This window comes from Sinorhizobium sp. 7-81 (assembly GCF_030124405.1).
GTDB classification, from domain to species: domain Bacteria; phylum Pseudomonadota; class Alphaproteobacteria; order Rhizobiales; family Rhizobiaceae; genus Sinorhizobium; species Sinorhizobium psoraleae.
Map to the genome: position 1 here is coordinate 575,432 of NZ_JASKLT010000003.1, position 19,042 is coordinate 594,473.

Annotated in this window: 16 protein-coding genes; 3 read left to right on the forward strand and 13 right to left on the reverse strand. The window is 62.9% G+C overall.

The genetic code is table 11. From position 1 onward, the window contains the following. Window positions 1-3: 3 nt before the first annotated feature. The 7 genes from QN224_RS15315 to QN224_RS15345 form a co-directional block, all read right to left on the reverse strand. Window positions 4-765: a sugar phosphate isomerase/epimerase gene (locus tag QN224_RS15315; protein WP_283977378.1), complete on the reverse strand. Its 762-nt coding sequence runs from the start codon at window positions 763-765 to the stop codon at window positions 4-6. Window positions 766-822: 57 nt separating this feature from the next. Then, complete coding sequence (locus QN224_RS15320) at window positions 823-1,521, reverse strand: D-lyxose/D-mannose family sugar isomerase (protein ID WP_283977379.1); 699 nt, start codon at window positions 1,519-1,521, stop codon at window positions 823-825. A gap of 5 nt (window positions 1,522-1,526) precedes the next feature. Next, a complete protein-coding gene (locus QN224_RS15325; RefSeq protein ID WP_283977380.1) occupies window positions 1,527-4,001 on the reverse strand; it encodes a glycoside hydrolase family 2 protein in 2,475 nt (824 codons plus the stop codon). Between the two features lie 93 nt (window positions 4,002-4,094). Continuing rightward, the gene (locus QN224_RS15330) at window positions 4,095-5,180 is read right to left on the reverse strand and encodes an ABC transporter ATP-binding protein (RefSeq protein WP_173513120.1); all 1,086 of its coding nucleotides are present in this window, start codon (window positions 5,178-5,180) and stop codon (window positions 4,095-4,097) included. A gap of 6 nt (window positions 5,181-5,186) precedes the next feature. Continuing rightward, window positions 5,187-6,071 carry a carbohydrate ABC transporter permease gene (locus QN224_RS15335; RefSeq protein ID WP_269284618.1) on the reverse strand — a complete coding sequence of 295 codons (885 nt, stop codon included), beginning with the start codon at window positions 6,069-6,071 and terminating at the stop codon, window positions 5,187-5,189. A 52-nt stretch (window positions 6,072-6,123) separates the two neighbouring features. Then, window positions 6,124-7,032: a carbohydrate ABC transporter permease gene (locus QN224_RS15340; protein ID WP_173513118.1), complete on the reverse strand. Its 909-nt coding sequence runs from the start codon at window positions 7,030-7,032 to the stop codon at window positions 6,124-6,126. A gap of 283 nt (window positions 7,033-7,315) precedes the next feature. Next, on the reverse strand, window positions 7,316-8,551 hold the full coding sequence (locus QN224_RS15345; protein WP_173513117.1) for an ABC transporter substrate-binding protein: 1,236 nt from the start codon (window positions 8,549-8,551) through the stop codon (window positions 7,316-7,318). 523 nt (window positions 8,552-9,074) lie between these two features. Here QN224_RS15345 and QN224_RS15350 point away from each other — a divergent pair. Further along, on the forward strand, window positions 9,075-10,136 hold the full coding sequence (locus QN224_RS15350) for a LacI family transcriptional regulator (protein WP_283977381.1): 1,062 nt from the start codon (window positions 9,075-9,077) through the stop codon (window positions 10,134-10,136). 225 nt (window positions 10,137-10,361) lie between these two features. Beyond that, complete coding sequence (locus tag QN224_RS15355) at window positions 10,362-10,667, forward strand: antibiotic biosynthesis monooxygenase (RefSeq protein WP_283977382.1); 306 nt, start codon at window positions 10,362-10,364, stop codon at window positions 10,665-10,667. A 137-nt stretch (window positions 10,668-10,804) separates the two neighbouring features. Here the strand turns inward: QN224_RS15355 and QN224_RS15360 are convergent, their stop codons facing one another. The 6 genes from QN224_RS15360 to ccoG all read right to left on the reverse strand — a co-directional run bounded on the left by QN224_RS15360 (window position 10,805) and on the right by ccoG (window position 17,328). Next, entirely contained in the window at window positions 10,805-11,074 is a 270-nt protein-coding gene (locus QN224_RS15360) for a hypothetical protein (protein ID WP_283977383.1), read from the reverse strand. A gap of 142 nt (window positions 11,075-11,216) precedes the next feature. Next, window positions 11,217-12,647, reverse strand: a complete 1,431-nt coding sequence (gndA, locus tag QN224_RS15365; protein ID WP_283977491.1) for an NADP-dependent phosphogluconate dehydrogenase — start codon at window positions 12,645-12,647, stop codon at window positions 11,217-11,219. A 178-nt stretch (window positions 12,648-12,825) separates the two neighbouring features. Further along, complete coding sequence (ccoS, locus tag QN224_RS15370) at window positions 12,826-12,984, reverse strand: cbb3-type cytochrome oxidase assembly protein CcoS (RefSeq protein ID WP_269283154.1); 159 nt, start codon at window positions 12,982-12,984, stop codon at window positions 12,826-12,828. After that, the gene (locus tag QN224_RS15375; RefSeq protein WP_283977384.1) at window positions 12,981-15,266 is read right to left on the reverse strand and encodes a cation-translocating P-type ATPase; all 2,286 of its coding nucleotides are present in this window, start codon (window positions 15,264-15,266) and stop codon (window positions 12,981-12,983) included. Before QN224_RS15375 ends, ccoS begins: the two co-directional genes overlap by 4 nt. Continuing rightward, complete coding sequence (locus tag QN224_RS15380; RefSeq protein ID WP_283977385.1) at window positions 15,263-15,757, reverse strand: FixH family protein; 495 nt, start codon at window positions 15,755-15,757, stop codon at window positions 15,263-15,265. Before QN224_RS15380 ends, QN224_RS15375 begins: the two co-directional genes overlap by 4 nt. Further along, window positions 15,754-17,328, reverse strand: a complete 1,575-nt coding sequence (ccoG, locus tag QN224_RS15385; RefSeq protein WP_283977386.1) for a cytochrome c oxidase accessory protein CcoG — start codon at window positions 17,326-17,328, stop codon at window positions 15,754-15,756. Before ccoG ends, QN224_RS15380 begins: the two co-directional genes overlap by 4 nt. Window positions 17,329-17,512: 184 nt before the next feature. On the opposite strand from ccoG, the gene QN224_RS15390 reads away from it, so the two are divergent. Further along, a complete protein-coding gene (locus tag QN224_RS15390; protein WP_269283146.1) occupies window positions 17,513-18,931 on the forward strand; it encodes a sodium:alanine symporter family protein in 1,419 nt (472 codons plus the stop codon). Window positions 18,932-19,042 lie beyond the last annotated feature (111 nt).

Consider the following 19,042-nt stretch of genomic DNA (forward strand, 5'->3'; position numbering starts at 1 on the left):
CACTCAATAGGATTGGATGGAAGCCAGCGAACGTTGCGCAAAGCGCCGGAAATCGCTGGGATTGTCATGTTCTGCAATGAAATACTTGACCGATGTTGCCGAAAGCGCCTTGACCAGTCCCTTCCAATCGATCGTGCCGTGGCCGACATCGGCCCAGCCGTCCTCGTCGGTCTTCTCGCCCTGCGCCGCGATGTCCTTGACATGGACCGCCGTGATGCGGCTGCCGTGTTTCGCGATCCAGGCGAAGGGGTCGGCTCCGCCGCGCACGATCCAGGCGATATCGGCTTCCCAGGAGAGATCGGGACCGCCGGCAAAGATGTGGTCGAGCGGCACCGAACCGTCGCCAAGCGCATGGAATTCGAAATCATGATTGTGCCAGCCGAAGTCGAGCCCGGCATCGCGGAAGGGCTTGCCGGCCGCTTGCAGCCGCGCGCCGAAGGCATGCCAGCCGGCCGCATCGCTCGGGCGCTGGTCCGGCATCAGATACGGGCAGTAGATTGCCCTGATGCCGAGCGCATTGGCGATCCGCAGCACCCGCGCCGGCTCCTGCTCCAGCATGTCGATCCCGAAATGCGCCGTCGGCATGGTGACGCCGCTGCGTTCGAGACCGCGCTTGAAGTCCGCGACTTCCTCGTCGGTGAGCGACGCGTAAAGTGCGCCATACCCCTCGACCTGGGTATACCCGGCTTCGCCGACAGCCGCGAGCACATCGGCGAGCGGCGGGAAATTGCGGGCGCTGTAGAGTTGGAAACTGACGTCTTTCATCAAAACTCTCCTCATTGAATGCGCAGGAACGGGTACTTGGAAGCGACTTCGGGCATTTCAAACGCTTGCCTTCAGCCAGGTGTCGTAATCTGAAACGAGCAAGTGGAGCGGATGTTCGTCCTCGTCGATCGCGGAGAAGCGGCCGACAGGCTCGCGGAAGTAATTGTCGGTGAGATCGTCATTGACGGTGGAGACTTCGCCCATCAGCACGTCGCCTCCCTCCGCCCAGAAGGCGTGCCAGTTCCCGGGTAGAAGCGTGACGCTCTCGCCGGGTTCGAGCTTCAGGAGGTCGCCCGCCTTCCGGCGGCTGAGGCGCGCGTCACACGCGACTTCGACGTCGCTCTCCTCGTCGACCGAGCCGTCGGGCAGCGAATTGTACATCTGCAGCACCAGCGTGCCGCCGCCGCGATTGATGATGTCTTCCGTCTTCACCGCATGCCGGTGCAGCGGGTTGACCTGCCCGGCACGCGTGATCATCAGCTTTTCGGCATAGACCATGCCCTTGCCCGTGCCGAGATTAGCCGCCGCACCGTTCCTCAGGGTGAAGAGGACGAGGCCGAATTCATCGAAACGGCCCTTGCCGTAATCGGTAATGTCCCAGCCGAGCCGCGCCTCGAAGATCGCGGGACTGTCGGATGCGACCCGCGCCTTCAATTCCTCCGGCGACCAATAGGCAAAGGGCGGCAGCACGAAGCCGTGGCTGCGCATGAAGGCGTCGCTTTCACGGATGATTTCGTTGACGTGGCTGCGTTTCATCCGGATCACCCCTTGCCCTGGCAGGATTCAAGGTCGTAGGCGCTGAAGCTCGGCACGATGCCTGCGGGGAGCGGCGTCTTCGGTGTGAAGCGGATCGACTTCGTCTCGCCGGCGGTCAGGTCGAAGGCATTGTCCGAATAGCGCCCCTCGAGATCCGCCTCGACCATCACGTGCAGCGCGAGACCGCTCGCCGCGATGATCACGTCGAACGCGCCGTCCGGCAGCGGCACGGTCTCCACCGTCAGGCCGGACGGCGAGAGATCGAGCGCCTTGTAGGTGCCCTGGACATGATGTCCCTCGCCGCGCATGCCGTTGGAGGCTTCGAACGACCAGAAGAGGAGCGCCCCTTCCGGGATCTCGCCGGTTGCGACGGCAACGAGCGTGGCGGCGTGGTCCGGCGAACAGGCGCCGGCTGCGGCGACCAGAGGGCGACGCTCGCCGTCGAGCGAAACGAGGAAGGTCTCGAGTTCGATCGTCACTGCCTCGGCGGTGTCGTTCACCATCGAGAAGATGACTTCCTTGCCATCAGCAGAAGGAATGGCGGCGACGGCGACCGGCTGGAAGAAGCGGCGCGCCATGTAATGCATGGCCTTCCAGTTGCCGCCATAGTCGAGGCTCGACCAGGAGGCGACCGGCCAGGTGTCGTTAAGCTGCCAATAGAGCGTGCCCATGCAGTGCGGTTTCAGCGAACGCCAATAGTCGACGGCGGTCCGGATCGCGAGCCCCTGCTGGATCTGGCTCAGATAGACGAAACTCGGAAAATCCCTCGGGAAGCGGAAATAGCGGAACATCGTGCCCGCGATCCGCTCGTTGCCGCCGGCGTTCTTCTGATGCGCCTCCATCACCGGCGAGGCAATGTTGAGATCTCGGGCCTCGGCGAATTGCCGGACGATCGGCATCGAGGTGTAGGACTGGAAGCCGAATTCCGAGCAGAAACGCGGGCGTACGGCGCGGTAGTTGTCGAAGGACTTGTTCTCGTGCCAGACCGACCAGTAGTGCATGTCGCCGGCGCCATCCGCATGCCAGGCATCGCCGAAATTGAGATAGCCGACCGACGGGCTCGACGGCCACCAGATCGCTTCCGGGCACGCCGCTTTCATCGCCGTCTCGACCGTGCGGTTCAGTCGATCGTAGGAGACGAGATAACGGTCGCGGTCCTTGCGGCTTTCCTCGAACCAGGTCAGCGCGCCGACGAGTTCGTTGTCGCCGCACCAGAGCGCGATCGACGGGTGGGACGACAGGCGCTTGACCTCGTAGTCCACCTCGGCTGCGACATTGTCGAGAAAATCCGGCGTCGAAGGATAGAGGTTGCAGGCGAACATGAAGTCCTGCCAGACGAGCAGTCCCAGCCTGTCGCAGAGATCGTAGAACCAGTCGGGCTCGTAGAAGCCGCCGCCCCAGACGCGGATCATGTTCATGTTCGCGTCGACAGCCGATTGCAAGAGATCCGCGACCCCTCGCGGCGTCACTCGCGACATCAGCGCATCCGCCGGGATCCAGTTCGCCCCACGGCAGAAGATATCGCGGCCGTTGATGCGGAAGGCAAAACGACTGCCTGCCTCGTCCTTGTCGGTGACGAGCTCGATCGTGCGGAAACCGATCTGGCGCGTCACGCTCTCGTCCGGCAGTTCGACGTTAAGCACCGAGAGCGCCTGTTCGCCGCTGCCCGCCGGCCACCACAATCTGGGTTCTGCGACGGTGAAGACGTGCGTGATGCGGGTTTCGCCGGCGGCGACCGCACAATCCAGGCGCTCCCGCAGGCCGTCGAGCTCGAAATGAACGGGCACGATGCCCGGCTCACCGGCAAAGAGCGTGACGGTCACCTGCAGGTCGACCGAACCGTCGGCGAGCCAGAGTTGGCGCGTCGTGACATGCTCGATGCGCGCCGTCTCCAACCGGCGAAGCGCCAGCGAGCCGTAGATGCCGAGCGGCGCGATGGCGATGTTCCAGTCCCAGCCGAAATGGCACTGCGGCTTGCGCAACAGGTTGCCATTGGCGATCGGCGAATTGCCCTCATGATACGGCACGTAGAAGGGCTGCGCCGCCTGCCGGCGCGCGCCCTCGGCAATAGCGGATTGCAGCACGATGCGGATGCGGTTTTCGCCGACGACGAGTGCGCTTGACACATCCGGGCGATAGCGGCGGAAGCAGTTTTCCGCCTGGAGCACCAAGCGATCGTTGACGAAGACCGTGGCGATCGTGTCGATGCTCTCGAAATCGAGGTACCAGCAGCCGTCGAGATCGTCCGCGTCGACGACGACGGTGCGCTCCAGAACCCAGTCCTTCTGTGCCACCCACTGCACATCCGCCTCGTTCCGGCCGGCATAGGGATCCGGGATGATGCCGGCCTGCTCAAGGGCGCTGTGCACGTCGCCGGGAAGCGCAATGGTGAGCGCGTGGCTGTTATCAGTCGAGGCGAGCAGCCAGTCACCGGACAAGTCGATGCGGATGGCGTCGCGGTTCAAGGTTTCGGCGGGCATTTCCTTCGATCCATTCACGACCCGGCGGTGAAGGCCGGCGTAGCTCTCGTTGATTGCGAACCCGGACTACGTGGCCGGGCTCGATATCAGGTCTTAAAGGCGATTTTCGCTGGCGGCGTCAAAAATCGACGCGACGCCCATGTCGAAGGAAAGGCGCACGGCGCTGCCGGGCTTGTAACGCCGCTGGCCGGCGATGCGAACGGACATCGATTGACCGGCAAAAGTGAGCCACAAAAGGTTGTCGGCGCCCATCGGCTCTTCAATGTCGACGACGGCCTGATGCGCGGCATCGCCTGCCCCGGCCTCGTCGATCTTGACGTGCTCCGGCCGAAGACCAAGCACGACCTTCTGGCCCGGCTGCAATTTTGTGCGCGCGGGATAGGCGGTGACGTCGAAAGCGGTGCCGTCGACCTGCACGACGCTACGGCCGTCTCTGGCCGCAACCTCGCCACGGAAGAAGTTCATCGACGGCGAACCGATGAAGCCGGCGACGAAAAGGTTCTCCGGTGCGTTGTAGATGGTCATCGGGTCGGCAAGCTGCTGGATGACGCCGCTCTTCATGACGGCGATGCGGTCGGCGAGCGTCAGCGCCTCGATCTGGTCGTGGGTGACGTAGATCATCGTGTTCTTCAGCGACTGGTGCAGCCGCTTGATCTCGACGCGCAGTTCGGAGCGCAGCTTCGCGTCGAGGTTCGACAGGGGCTCATCGAAGAGGAAGACATCGACATCGCGCACAAGCGCGCGTCCGATCGCCACGCGCTGCCGCTGGCCACCGGAAAGCTCGGCGGGCTTGCGCTTCAGAAGCGGCTGGATCTGCAGGATTTCCGCGGCCCGCGCCACACGCTTGTCGATCTCGGCCTGCGGCACCTTGGCGACCCGGAGGCCGAACGAAAGGTTCTTCTCGACCGACATTTGCGGGTAGAGCGCGTAGGACTGGAACACCATGCCGATGCCCCGGTCCTTCGGCTCCTCCCAGGTGACATTGCGGTCCTTGATGAAGATCTGCCCTTCCGAGACATCAAGCAGGCCGGCGATGCAGTTCAAAAGCGTGGACTTGCCGCATCCGGACGAGCCGAGCAGGACAAGGAACTCGCCATGATTGATGTCGAGATTGAGCCTGTCGAGAACGGTGATGGCGCCGAAGTTCAGCGACAGATCCCTGACTGAAACACTGGTCATGCTTGCTTATCCTTTCACTGCGCCGGCGGCGATACCGCGCACGAACAGCCGGCCGGAGATGAAGTAGATCGTCAACGGCACGAGGCCGGTCAAAAGCGTCGCCGCCATGTTGACGTTGTATTCCTTCACGCCCTGCACCGAATTGACGATGTTGTTGAGTTGCACGGTCATCGGGTAGTACTCCGGCCGGGTGAAAACCACGCCGAACAGGAAGTCGTTCCAGATGCCGGTCACCTGAAGGATCATCGCGACGACGAAGATCGGCAGCGACATCGGCAGCATGATCTTGAAATAGATCGTCCAGAACCCGGCGCCGTCGACGCGTGCCGCCTTGAACAGTTCCTCCGGCAAGCCGGCGAAGTAGTTGCGGAACAGGAGCGTCAGGATCGGCATGCCGAAGATCGTATGCACGATGATGAGACCGGTCAGCGTGCCGTAGACACCCATTTCTCTGAGCACGATCACGATCGGATAGATCATCACCTGATAGGGAATGAAGGCACCGACGATCAGGATGGTGAAAAACAGATCGGCCCCTTTGAAGCGCCAGTTCGCAAGCGCGTAGCCGTTGATCGACGCGACCGCGATGGAGATGATCGTCGAGGGCACGGTGATGCGCACGGAATTCCAGAAGCCACGTGAAAGCCCGTCGCAATTGAGGCCGGTGCAAGCCTGGGCCCAGGCCTTCACCCAGGGCTCGAAGGTGATTTCGACCGGAGGGGCAAAGATATTGCCGACGCGGATTTCCGGCATGCCCTTGAGCGACGTCATGATCATCACGTAGAGCGGCAGCAGATAATAGAGAGCGACCACGATCAACGTGCCGTATACGACGATGTTGCGGCGAGAGAGCGTCCGGCGCGGCTTGGCGCCCCGCGGACCGGACGAGATCCTGTCGGGAACCGCTTCGTGTTCGGTAACCGTGCTGTTGTTGTCGACGAGATTAAGCACGCTTGCGACCTCCTCCGAATTCCAGATACGCCCACGGCACGATGATGATGGCGACGGTCACGAGCATCATGGTGGAGGCGGCAAACCCCTGCCCCAGGTTCTGGGCCTGGAACATGTAATCGTAGACGTATTTGGCCGGCACTTCCGAGGCGATGCCGGGGCCGCCGCTCGTCTGCGCCACGACCAGGTCGTAAACCTTGACGATGCCGCTCGCGATGATGACGAGCGTCGTGATGAAGACGCCGCGCATCATCGGGATGATGACGAGGACATAGGTCTTCCACATCGGGATGCCGTCGACCCGCGCAGCCTTCCAGATATCCTCGTCGATGCCGCGCAGGCCGGCGAGCATCAGGCACATGACGAGCCCGGTGCCCTGCCAGAGTGCCGCGATCAGGATGCCGTAGATGACGATGTCGGAATTGTAGAGGGGATCGAAGTTGAAGCTCGTCCAGCCAAGCGACCGCACGATCGACTGTATTCCGTATTGCGGATTAAGCAGCCACTGCCAGACCAGGCCCGTGACGATGAACGACAGGGCGAAGGGATAGAGCATGATCGTTCGAAACGTATTCTCGAACCGGATCTTCTGATCCATCAGTGCCGCGAGCACAAAGCCGATGACGAGACTGAAGATCAGCGACAAGACGCCGTAGATGGCGAGATTTTCGATCGAGACGAGCCAGCGTGGCGCCGCCCATAGCCGCTCATATTGGTCGAGGCCGACGAAGGAAAGGCGCGGCAGCAGCTTGGAGTTCGTAAAGGAATAAAGGACTGTCCAGGCCGTGCCGCCGAGGAAGATGACCACGGCTGTCAGGATCATCGGAATAGAGGCGATCTTCGCATTCAGGTTTCGCAACCACTGATTCGGGCGAGCCGAGCCGCGTGTTTGGCCTGTCATGTTTGCTCCTCCGCAACTGCAATGTTTTCGATGGACGGTGCCAACCGCCTCACCGCCGCGACGTCCCCTGCCCGGGTGCGCGCTCAACCGAACGCACAACGAACGCTCCGAACACCTTGATTCCAGACCATCTTGTCCGCGTTCCGAAATTCGGCTCGAAAGCGGGATGCTCCTGCGCGCCGACGCCAACCAGACACCGGCACGCGTGCCCGGCGCGAACTCGTCGTGCCGAATGGCAAGAGGGGTGGCCCCGCCAATGTGCGCGGCCTTCAATCGACGGCTATCAGTCTGCCGCCGCGATGATTTCGGCGAAGCGCTTCTGCGCATCCTCCGGCGTCATCGACGGGTTGGCGAAGAACTCGGAGAAGAGGTCTTCCTTCTGCTTCTGGCTGTCGGCCGACAGAAGCTGATCGGTGCCCTTGATCACATTGCCCTTGGCAAGGATGTCGAGCCCCTTCTTCATGCAATCGTTGGCGGCCGCGAGGTCCACGTCGCCACGCACCGGCAGCGAGCCCTTCTTCAGGTTGAAGGCAACCTGCGTCTCCGGCTTCAGCAGGGTCGATGCCAGTTGCTCCTGCGCCTTCGACTTTTCCTCATCCTCAAGCAGCGGGAAGTAGAACGCGTCGCCACCGGTCGAGATCACCTCGTTGACGCCGAGCCCCGGAAGGCAGGTGTAGTCCACCCCGGCCTTCTGGCCTGCAAGCTGGAATTCGCCCTGCGCCCAGTCACCCATGATCTGGCCGCCGGCCTTGCCGGTGATGACCAGGTTCGTTGCCTGGTTCCAGTCCTGGACGTTGCTGCCCTTCGCCATGCGGCGCGCATCGTCGGCGGCCTTGAAGACCTTGCCGATATCAGGACCGGCTGCCACTTCCTCGTCCTTCTGGGCGAAGACCTTCTCGAACGTGTCTTTCCCAGCGATCGCCACCATCAGCACGTCGAAGGCGCCTGCGGCCTGCCACGGCTGACCGCCGACGGCGAGCGGAACGATACCGGCCTTTTCCAGCGCCGGCGCCGCTGCGACGAATTCATCCCAGTTCTTCGGCACGGGGACGCCAGCCTGCTTGAAGGCTGCATTCGAAAGCCACAGCCACTGCCAGGAATGGATGTTGACGGGCGCGCAATAGATCTTGCCCTCGATCGTGCAGGACTCGAGCAGGCTTGCCGGCTTGACGATTTCCTTCCAGTTTTCGCGCGTAGCGACATCGGTCAGATCACGCATCAGGCCGGACTGCACCAGTTCTTCCGCCTGGCGACCATGATTGAACTGGGTTGCAGCCATCGGGTCGCCCCCGGTGATGCGGCTTATCATGATCGGGCGGGCGGTACCGCCAGACCCGGCGATCGCGCCATCGACCCATTTGTTGCCGGTCGCATCGAAGGCCTTCGCCAGTTCGGCGACCGCCGCGGCCTCACCACCGGAAGTCCACCAGTGCGTGACCTCGAGATCGACGGCATTGGCTGCGCCGAATGGCAAGACGACGGTTGCCGCCAAAGCGGCAGCCAGAGAACGCAATTTCATGAGTCTCCTCCCTCACTGTAACGTTGCCGTAAAAACTTAGTTCAAACGATTTTCGGACGCAACACCCACAACGGTTAATTCCAGATTTAATTTTCTATACGTCCTATGCGTGCATAATAAGCGCGCTGGCGCAGGGCGATATCGGCCCAAGAGGCAGTCGTGCGCACCATCAAGAAGCAACATTAAGCTACTGATTTTATGTATCTTTACATTGCACCCCATCATTCCTGGTTTTGCGTGAGCTTCGCAAACGCAACATGCGGCGTCGCGAACGCGGGATTCAACCAGATGGTTACATTCTTCGCACCGCAGCAACGAAAAAGCTCGACATCGCAACTGTATCGTTACAGATTTTAATCCGCGACACGCCGCGGACGAATATGGCCACCCGTTGCATTTCGTATATAAGGCGGGAAAGCGGGGCGGACAGGCGTGGTCGCATCGATGTCGAGGATCCGGGCGAGTAGGTCCGGATGACGATGGTTCGCGCAATGGGTCTCAGGAGAACGGGGCTGGTGACGGAATGGACGGCAAGACGAAGAACAAGCCAGCGGCAACGCCGCCACCGGACGGCGCCAGGCCGACGCTGAAGACGATCGCTTTCATGACCGGGCTCGGGATCACCACCGTTTCCCGCGCATTGAAGGACGCGCCCGATATCGGCGCCGAAACCAAGGAAAGGGTGCGCCTCGTCGCCAAACAGATCGGCTACCAGCCGAACCGCGCCGGCGTGCGCCTCAGAACCGGCAAGACCAATGTCATCAGCCTGGTGCTGACGCTCGAGGAAGAGATCATGGGCATCACCAGCCCCATGGTCGTCGGCATCACCGAAATCCTCGCCGGCACGCAGTATCATCTGGTGGTGACGCCTTACAGTTCCACGAAGGATCCGCTCGGACCGATCCGTTATATCCTCGACACCGGTGCCGCCGACGGCGTGATCATCTCGCGGACCGAACCGCACGACCCGCGCGTCACGCTGATGACCGAGCGCCACCTGCCCTTCGCCACCCACGGCCGCACGGAAATGGGAATCGTCCACCCTTTCCACGACTTCGACAACGAGCGTTTCGCCTATGAGGCCGTGCGCCGGCTCACCGAGCGCGGCAGGCGGCGGCTGGTGCTCCTGGAGCCGCCGCCGAACCTGACCTTCCATTCCCACATGCGCACCGGCTTCGAACGCGCCCTCAGGGATTTCGGCGCGGAAGCCGTGAGCTTCCATCACGTCAACATCGACCACAGCCTTGTCGCGATCCGCGACGCCTTCGAGCAACTGATGCGCTCGGTCGACGCTCCGGACGGCATCGTTTCCGGCAGCGGTTCCGGCGCGATCGCCCTGATCGCCGGGATCGAGGCGGCAGGGAAAAAGCTCGGTGAGGATGTCGACATGGTCTCCAAGGTGCCGAGCGACTTCCTGCGCTGGCTGCGCCCGGAGGTCATGACCATGTACGAGGATATCCGGGTTGCCGGCCGCGAACTCGCCAGGGCCGTGATCGGCCGCATCGAAGGCAAGCCGCCTGAAACGCTACAGAGCCTCAGCCAGCCGGAATTCCAGCGGCCCATGTCGAAGTCGCGAAAGTTTTAGGCGCCACGGCCTGGAGACCGCCCGGTGCCCATCACCCCCCGGGGATTACGCGCTTCGATGCGTTATTGCCCGAAGTGGCAGATACTCCATGGCCGGCTACCACACAATGGCGATGTCGCGGCTGGCGAACTCCCGGCAAGCCGGTCCCGGATAAATTGAGTGATGGAACAACCTCCACCATTAATGGTATGCTCGCTTCTGAAAGATGCGAACCGGGAGGGTGTCATGACAGCATACAACGTGGTTCGATTCCGAACGAAACCGGGGCTGGAAGACGAGTTCGAGGACTGGTTCTGTAAACTTCGGCGCGATTTCGAAGGCTTGCGGAAAATGGCGCTCATCAAGACCGGCGATCGCTCCTACTGCTCGATCGGCGAGTGGGAAAGTTACGATCACATCATCGCGGCACGGCCGAAAATGATCAGCAATCTCGACAAGTTCCGCCACTCCCTCGAGGTGCAAGGGGAAAGCATAGATGTCACGGATGCCGTTTCCGGCGAGGCGATCTACGAGAGCGCGCCAACCAGGTGACGCCCCCTGCGGCAAGGGCGCCCCGAAAATCGGCTCGTAGCTGCGAGCTTTACGCTCGGCCGGCATGGATCGAACCGATCAGATCAAACTGTCCGCGCCGTCGACGCGGCTGATAGGCGTCGCGACAGGCGCTCTCCTCACGTGCTGGTGGCCGGCCAGTATTTGTCGTCGGTGAAATCACCGGGAATCGGATTGAGCGCTTCGAGCTTCTCGGCGACGAATTCGATCTGCATCTTCAGGTACTGGATTGGCCTCGGGATCGGCGCGCCGGTCGCAAGGCTTCGAACCCGCCATTGCTCGTAGCCCGTTGCCTTAATGCGCCGTTCCGCCTCGGCGCGAATGCTTGCCTCTCTGTCGGCGGACATGGCTTCATTGGCCTTTCCGCCTTCGATCACTCTCAATTTCATGCTGGTTTATCGATGGTTTTGGGATGGGATTTAGAGCAAGTCCCTGGGGAAATTGCGTAGTTTCAAAAGCTCTGGACTGCAGCGCCCGCATCGAAAGAGGGGCGGATAAGTCGCCCCCCTTTGGCCGCGAAGGCCGATCCGGCTATGCGTTCAGGCCGCTGCCCCACGGGCCGTGATGGCTATCCGCGCCGTCGACGCGGTCGAAGCCATGGGCGCCGAAGAAGTCGCGTTGCGCCTGGATGACGTTTGCCGTGCCGCGGCCGCGGCGATAGCTGTCGAAATAGCCGAGCGCCGAGGCGAGCGCCGGCACCGGCAGGCCGCCGAGCACAGCGGCGGAAACGACGCGGCGGAGCGCCCCATCGGTTTCCTTGACCATCGCCGCGAAGGCGGGCGTTACGATCAGATTGGCGACGTCCGGCGCCTTGGTGAAGGCCGTGGTGATCTCGTCGAGGAACTGCGAGCGGATGATGCAGCCGGCGCGCCAGATCTTCGCGATCGTCGGCATCGGCAGGTTCCAGCCGAACTCCTTCGAAGCGGCCGACATCACCGCGAATCCTTGCGCATAGGCGCCGATCTTGGCGGCAAGCAGCGCGTTTTCAAGATCCTCGATGAAAGCCTGCCTGTCGGCAACCGTGAACTCGCCGACCGGTGGCAGGCCGAGGATCTTCTCGGCTGCCTCGCGCTCGTCCTTCATGGAGGAAATGCTGCGGGCGGCAACGGCCGCTTCGATGCCGGTCGCCGGAATCCCCATGTTCTGCGCCTCGATCACCGACCATTTACCGGTGCCCTTCTGGCCCGCCTTGTCGAGGATCATGTCTACGATCGGCTTGCCGGTCAAAGGATCGGCCGCTTTCAGCACCTTTTCGGTGATCTCGATCAGGTAGGAGTTGAGGCGACCCTTGTTCCAGGCACCGAAAACTTCGCCGATCTCGGCGGCGCTCATCTTCAGCCCGTCGCGCAGGATGCCGTAGATTTCGGCGATCATCTGCATGTCGGCATATTCGATGCCGTTGTGAATCGTCTTGACGAAGTGGCCGGCGCCGTTTTCACCGAGCCAGGCGACGCAAGGGTCGTTCTCGTATTTCGCGGCGATCGAGGTCAACACCTTTTCGACGCGGCGGTAGGATTCCTCCGTGCCACCGACCATGATCGACGGACCATGGCGCGCGCCCTCCTCACCACCGGAAACACCCATGCCGATGAAAGTGAGGTCCGAACCCTTCAAAGCCTCGAAGCGGCGCATCGTGTCGCGGAAATTGGCGTTGCCGGCGTCGATCATGATGTCGCCCTTGGAGAGGTAGGGCTTCAGGATCTCCATCTGCTGATCGACGGCTTCGCCGGCCTTGATCATGATGATGATCGGGCGCGGCGGACGGATCGCGGCAACGAACTCCTCGATCGTCTCGCAAGGAACAATCTGCCCCTTGAGTTCGCCCGCTTCGGCATAGAACTTGCGCGTCGCCTCGACCGTGCGGTTGAAGACCGCGATCTTGTTGCCCTTTTCAGCGATGTTGAGCGCGAGGTTCGACCCCATGACGCCGAGGCCGATAAGCCCGATTTCCGCCTGTGACACGTAATTGCCTCCGTTGGAAAGAAGGGCCGCCGTGGTCGGAACAACGCGCGGATAGCCCCTCGATATTGTTTTGCGCATGCTCGGCCCGCTCCGCGAGCGGATTGGGCGAATGGGACATGCGGCGGCGGAGGTTCTTTTGGCACTCAAATCGATTTACGACAAGCCACTCCTGGTAAAATCACTCTCTTTCAGGCTTGCCGTCGCCATCATCGAGGACACGCCAGGAGGCACCCTCCAGGTCTTCGTACTGCCCGCTCTTCAGCGCCCAGAGAAAAGCCACAAGCCCTAAGCCGCCAAGGAAGAGCGCGATCGGAATGAGATAGACGAGCGTGTTCACGGCATGCTCCTTGCCGCCCGCAAGACAGCCGCGCGCGGTGGCGACACCGGGCCTGAAACGGTTCCGAGCCCCTTCAACCGCAAGGCATTGCACACGACGATCAGCGAGGAGGTCGACATGGCGATGGCGGCGACAAGCGGCGTCGCATAGCCAAGGATCGCGACCGGCACCGCGATGACGTTATAGCCGATCGCCAGCGCGAAATTCTGCCGGATCAGCCGGCCGGCGCGCCGCGACGTCTCAATGGCAAAGGGAACGGCGGCAAGGCTTTGATGCATGAAGACGAAATCCGCGGCCTGCCGGCCGACATCGGCCGCAGTCGCCGGCGCCATCGAAACATGCGCCGCTCTCAGTGCCGGCGCATCGTTGATGCCGTCGCCGACCATCAGCACCCTGCGGCCGCCTTCGGCGGCAGCGGCACAGGCCTCGACCTTGCCGCGTGGCGAAAGCTCCGCCCGCCAGCTCGCGATGCCGAGCCTGCGGGCAATGGCGGCGACGACCGGCTCGCGGTCGCCGGAAAGGATGCCCGTCGTAAGCCCAAGGCGGTCAAGCGCCTCCACGCTTTCGCGCGCGGCGGGACGCAGCCGATCCTCGAAACGGAAGCAGGCAAGCTCGCGGCCATCGAGCGACAGGATCGCTTCCGACTGGCCGCTTGCCGCACCGGCGTCTCCGCAGGCAAAGGCGCGACTGCCGAGCCGGTAGACGCCGTCCCGAGTCTCTGCCTCGATGCCGGCGCCCGGTATTTCGCGGACCTCGCCCACAAGCGGCTGCACGGCGCCCGACACCTCGTGGAGCGCCGTGGCGATCGGGTGGCGCGAATGGAGAGCGAGTGCGGCGGCCGTCGCGAGCGCGGCGGGATCGACCTCGCCCGCATTGATCAGCCGCGGCTCGCCCATGGTGAGCGTGCCGGTCTTGTCCAGCAGCACGGTGTCGATCTCGGCAAGGCGCTCCATCGCGGATCCGTCCTTGACCATGACGCCGCCCTGGAAGAGCCGCCCGGCGGCAACGACCTGAACCACCGGCACCGCGAGGCCGAGTGCACAGGGGCAAGTGATGATCAGAACCGCCACCGCGATCAGCATGGCGTGGCGGACATCGCCCTCGACCAGCATCCAGCCAATGAAGGAAAGAAGCGCCAGCAGGTGCACGGCCGGCGAATAATATCGCGCGGCGCGGTCGGCGATGCGGCGATAGCGCGCCCTGCCCCCTTCGGCAGCCTCCATCAGCCCCGTGATTTCCGCCAGGAACGAGTCGCGCGCCGCCGCGGTCGCCTCGAGCGTCAGCGGGCCGGTGAGGTTGAGCGTGCCCGCCTGCACGGCATCGCCGGCACTCACCGCGACCGGTGCACTTTCGCCGTTGACGACGGAGCGGTCGAGATCGCTCGCGCCCATAAGCACGCGCCCGTCGACCGGAATGCGCTCGCCGGCTGCGACGAGCAGGCGCTCGCCGGGCATGATCTCGTCGACCAGGCGATAGTCACGCGAGCCGTCCGGGTTGACGACCGTTGCACCGCGCGGCGACAGCCGGGCAAGACCGCTGATCGCCGAGCGCGCCCGACCACGCATCATATGATCGAGCGTGCGGCCGATCAGCAGGAAGAAAAGCAGGGTCACAGAAGCGTCGAACCAGGCGTGCGCGCCATGGCCGATCGTCTCGTAGAGCGACATGCCGTAGGAGAGCGTCACGGCGAGCGCGATCGGCACATCCATATTGGTGCGGCCATGTCGAAGCGCGTTCCAGGCCGACTGGTAGAAGAAGCGGCCCGAATAGATCATCGCCGGTGCGGCGATCATCGCCGAGATCCAGTGAAACAGGTCGCGGGTCGCGGCATCGGCGCCCGACCAGACGGAAACGGACAGCAGCATGATATTGGTCGCCGCGAAACCGGAAACGGCAACGGCGCGGATCAGCTGCTTGATGAGGACGTCGCCCTCCTCTTCGCTCGCGGCGAAAAGATGCGTTTCATAGCCGCAATCCCGGATAGCGCGGGCGAGCGCGCGCGGGTCGCTGCGCCTGCCGGCGACCTCTTCCTTCCAGACGATCGAAACGCGGCGCGACGAAAGATTGACGCGCGCACGCACGACCTCCGGCCGCGTGCGAAGCGCGCCCTCGATTGTCGTGATGCAGGCACCGCAGTGGACGCCGGGTACGCTGAGATCGGTTTGACGCAGTCCGTCTCCAAGCGCGCGGCTCGCAAGCCATAGTTCCTCGGATGCAGGCAGCCCCTGCCCGGCCCGTTCGATGTCCAGAGCGCCTTCGACGCCTGTGGCACAGCAGCTCATTTGCGCTCTCCCGGCACCACGAAGCGAATGGCCTGGCGATAGACGATTTCCTCTCCCGCCATCGCCGTCACGTCGGCGATCCACTGGCCCGGCTTCAACGCGCGCGCGGCGACGAAGGCGCCGGGGCCAACGCGGTCGAGTTCGACACGCACGTCCTCATGTTCCTCGACCGGACGCTTGAATACCGCGACGACCCTGTCCGCCGTCCGGTCCGCCTCGCCGTTGCGGGTCAAGGCATAGCGGATGGAGCCCGGTTCGGCGACGAGCGCGCCTTCGATGCCGCTTGCCGCGAACGCCCGCGTCTTCGCCACCTTGCCGTTGAACTGCTGACTGGCGATATAGGTGTTCTCGACGACAAGGCCGCTCCAGCTGCGGCTGGCGTTCCAGGCCATGACCAGATTGACCGAAACGATGGTGCCGAAGAAAAGCCCCATCACGCCCAGCATGTGCCAGCCGGTAAATCCCCGCGGCGCGCTCTGTTCCTCTGTCATCTTGCTTCTCCGGGACGGTTGAAGTTGGCCTCATAGACATCGCGTTCATGACTGGACGGATCTTCGGCCGTCAGTGTGAATCCCTCGTCCGCCTCGGCGAGTTTTCCCTTCGGCAGGGTGACGAAAACCTTGAGCGCCGTGACCTTGTCCGGATCGACGCCGACCGCGAAACGGCGGCCGTCGCCGGGCGCCTGTCCGGCGATCCGCATCGTCGCCGAGGGCATGCCGTCGAGCGTCAGCATGATCGTCCGCTGCTCCGGTATCATGTTGAGAAGCTTGACCATGTAGCCGTTGCGTACCGAGCCGTCGGACTCGATCACGAATTGCGGATTGCGGTCGTGCAGCACGTTCAGCTCCAGCCGGTCGCGCGACACCAGTGCATAGAGCAGACCGATGCCGACCAGCGCCCAGACGCCGAAATAAAGAAGAACGCGCGGCCGAAAGACGATGCGCCAGTTGAATTGACGCACCTTGTCGACGAAGGCGCCGTCCGCATCGCGCACGCGCGTCGGGTCGATCGCCGTCGCGCCGTTGTTCGTCGCGAGCGCCATGTTTGACGCATAGTCGCTGAGCGTCGCATAGGCGATCAGGCCGCGTTCGCGCCCGAGCTTGTCCATCACGCCGTCGCAGGCATCGATGCAGAGCGCGCAAGTGATGCATTCAAGCTGCTGGCCGTCGCGAATGTCGATGCCCATCGGACAGACTGCGACGCAGGCATTGCAATCGACGCAATCGCCGACCACCTCGCCCGCCGCCGCGGCCTTCTTGGCATGGCGCGAGCGCGGTTCGCCGCGCCAGTCGTTGTAGGTGACGACGAGCGAATTCTCGTCCAGCATCGCCGCCTGAATGCGCGGCCATGGGCACATGTAGGTGCAGACCTGCTCACGCATGAGACCGCCGAAGACATAGGTCGTCGCCGTCAGGATCGCGACCGTCATGTAGGCGACGGGCGGCGCTTCGAGCATGACGAAGCTCTTGAGCAACGACGGGGCGTCGGCGAAATAGAAGATCCAGGCGCCGCCGGTCGCGATCCCGATCAGCAGCCATGTCGCATGCTTGACGATCCGCTTGCCGATCTTGTCGAGCGTCCACGGCCCCGCGTCGAGGCGCATGCGCGCGTTGCGGTCGCCCTCGATGAAGCGCTCGACCACGAGGAAGAGATCAACCCAGACCGTCTGCGGACAGGTGTAGCCGCACCAGGCGCGCCCGACCGCGGAGGTGACGAGGAACAGGCCGAAGCCTGCCATGACGAGCAGACCGGCGACGAAGAAGAATTCCTGCGGCCAGATCTCGATGAAGAAGAAATAGAAGCGGCGGGCCGCGAGATCGACAAGCACGGCCTGGTCCGGCGCATGCTCCCCACGATCCCAGCGGATCCACGGGGTCAGGTAATAGATGCCGAGCGTAACCAGCATCACCAACCACTTGAACCGGCGGAAGCGGCCCTCGGCGCGCTTCGGAAAGATCTTCCGGCGCTTCTCGTAAAGCGGTTTGCGCACATGCGCGGCATTGACCGGTTCGGCTTCGAGCCGTTCAACGGATGCAGCTTTGGTGACAGGCTGAGGACGCATTTATGCGAAATTCCCGGGATATCTCACTGATCGGGCCATGTTTTGCCCGATCTGCGCGCCCGAAACCTTGATCTGCGTCAAGTTTGCGCCGTAATGCCGCACATTGCGTCGAACCCACCGAAACGGGAATTTAACCCCGACGCGCCATCTCCAGATCGACGAAACATCAAGGAGCGAGGACCGCATGGATACGATCATCGGCTTTCTGAACACCATCTTCTGGGGCTACGTGCTCATCTATGGTCTGCTGGCGGTCGGCATCTATTTCACCGTTCGGCTCGGCTTTCCCCAGATCGCTCATTTCGGCGAAATGTTCCGGGTCTTGAGCAGTGGCGGCACCAAGGACGCAGCCGGCATCAGCCCCTTCCAGGCACTGATGGTCAGCCTCGCCTCTCGTGTCGGAACCGGCAATCTCGCCGGCGTCGCGGTCGCGCTCTATCTTGGCGGACCGGGCGCGACTTTCTGGATGTGGATGGTGGCGCTCGTCGGCATGGCGACGGCTTACGCGGAAAGCGCGCTGGCACAACTCTACAAGGTGCGCAACGAGGACGGCCAATACCGTGGCGGACCGGCTTTCTACATCGCCCACGGCCTCAATGCCCCCTGGGCCGCGACGATCTTCTCCGTCTGCCTGATCCTCACTTTCGGCCTGGTCTTCAACGCGGTTCAGGCGAATTCCATCGCCGATGCGGTCCAGGGCGCCTTCGGCGTTCCGAAGCTGACCGTCGGCATCGCCGTTGCCATTCTTTCCGGCGCTGTCATCTTTGGCGGCATCCGGCAGATCGCCCGCGTCGCCGAGGTCGTCGTTCCCTTCATGGCGGTCGCCTATCTGCTGACGGCGGTCTATGTGCTCATCGCGAACGCCGCGCTGGTGCCGAACGTGATCTGGACAATCATCTCGAGCGCCTTCGGGCTGCAGGAAGCGGCCGGCGGCATCACCGGCGGAGTTGCCGCGGCAATGCTCAACGGCGTCAAGCGCGGCCTCTTCTCCAACGAGGCAGGCATGGGCTCGGCCCCCAACATCGCCGCTGTCGCGACCCCGGTTCCGCATCACCCCTCTTCTCAGGGCTTCGTCCAATCGCTCGGCGTCTTCATCGACACCATTCTCATCTGCACGGCGACGTCGGTGATGATCCTGCTTTCCGGCACGCTGGAACCCGGTTCCGGCATTACGGGAACGCAACTGACGCAGGCCGCGATGAGCGTCCATATCGGCGCAGCCGGCACCTATTTCATCGCGATCGCGATCTTCTTTTTCGCGTTCACGTCGATCATTGGCAACTATTCTTACGCCGAGAACGCCCTGACCTATCTCGGCGGCGGCAACCGGCTTGGGGTCACTGTCATGCGTTGCGCCGTACTGGCGATGGTGGTCTGGGGCGCCTATCAGAGCATCGGCACCGTTTTCGACGCTGCGGACGCTACGATGGGATTCATGGCGACGATTAATCTCATCGCGATCCTTTTTCTTTCCGGGACGATCGCCAAGCTGACCAAGGACTATTTCGATCAGCGCAAGCAGGGACTCGCTCCCGTGTTTCACGCGGCGGACTATCCGGAGCTGCAGGGCAAGATCGATCGCGAGATCTGGTCGCGCGACTAGAGCATCCGCTTTCAGGTGGAATCACCGAAAGCGGATAAGATGCTCTGGAATCAAAGTGCTAGAGCGTCCTTTGCGCGTCTATTTGAACGCACGGCGCTCTAGAAGCTTGGC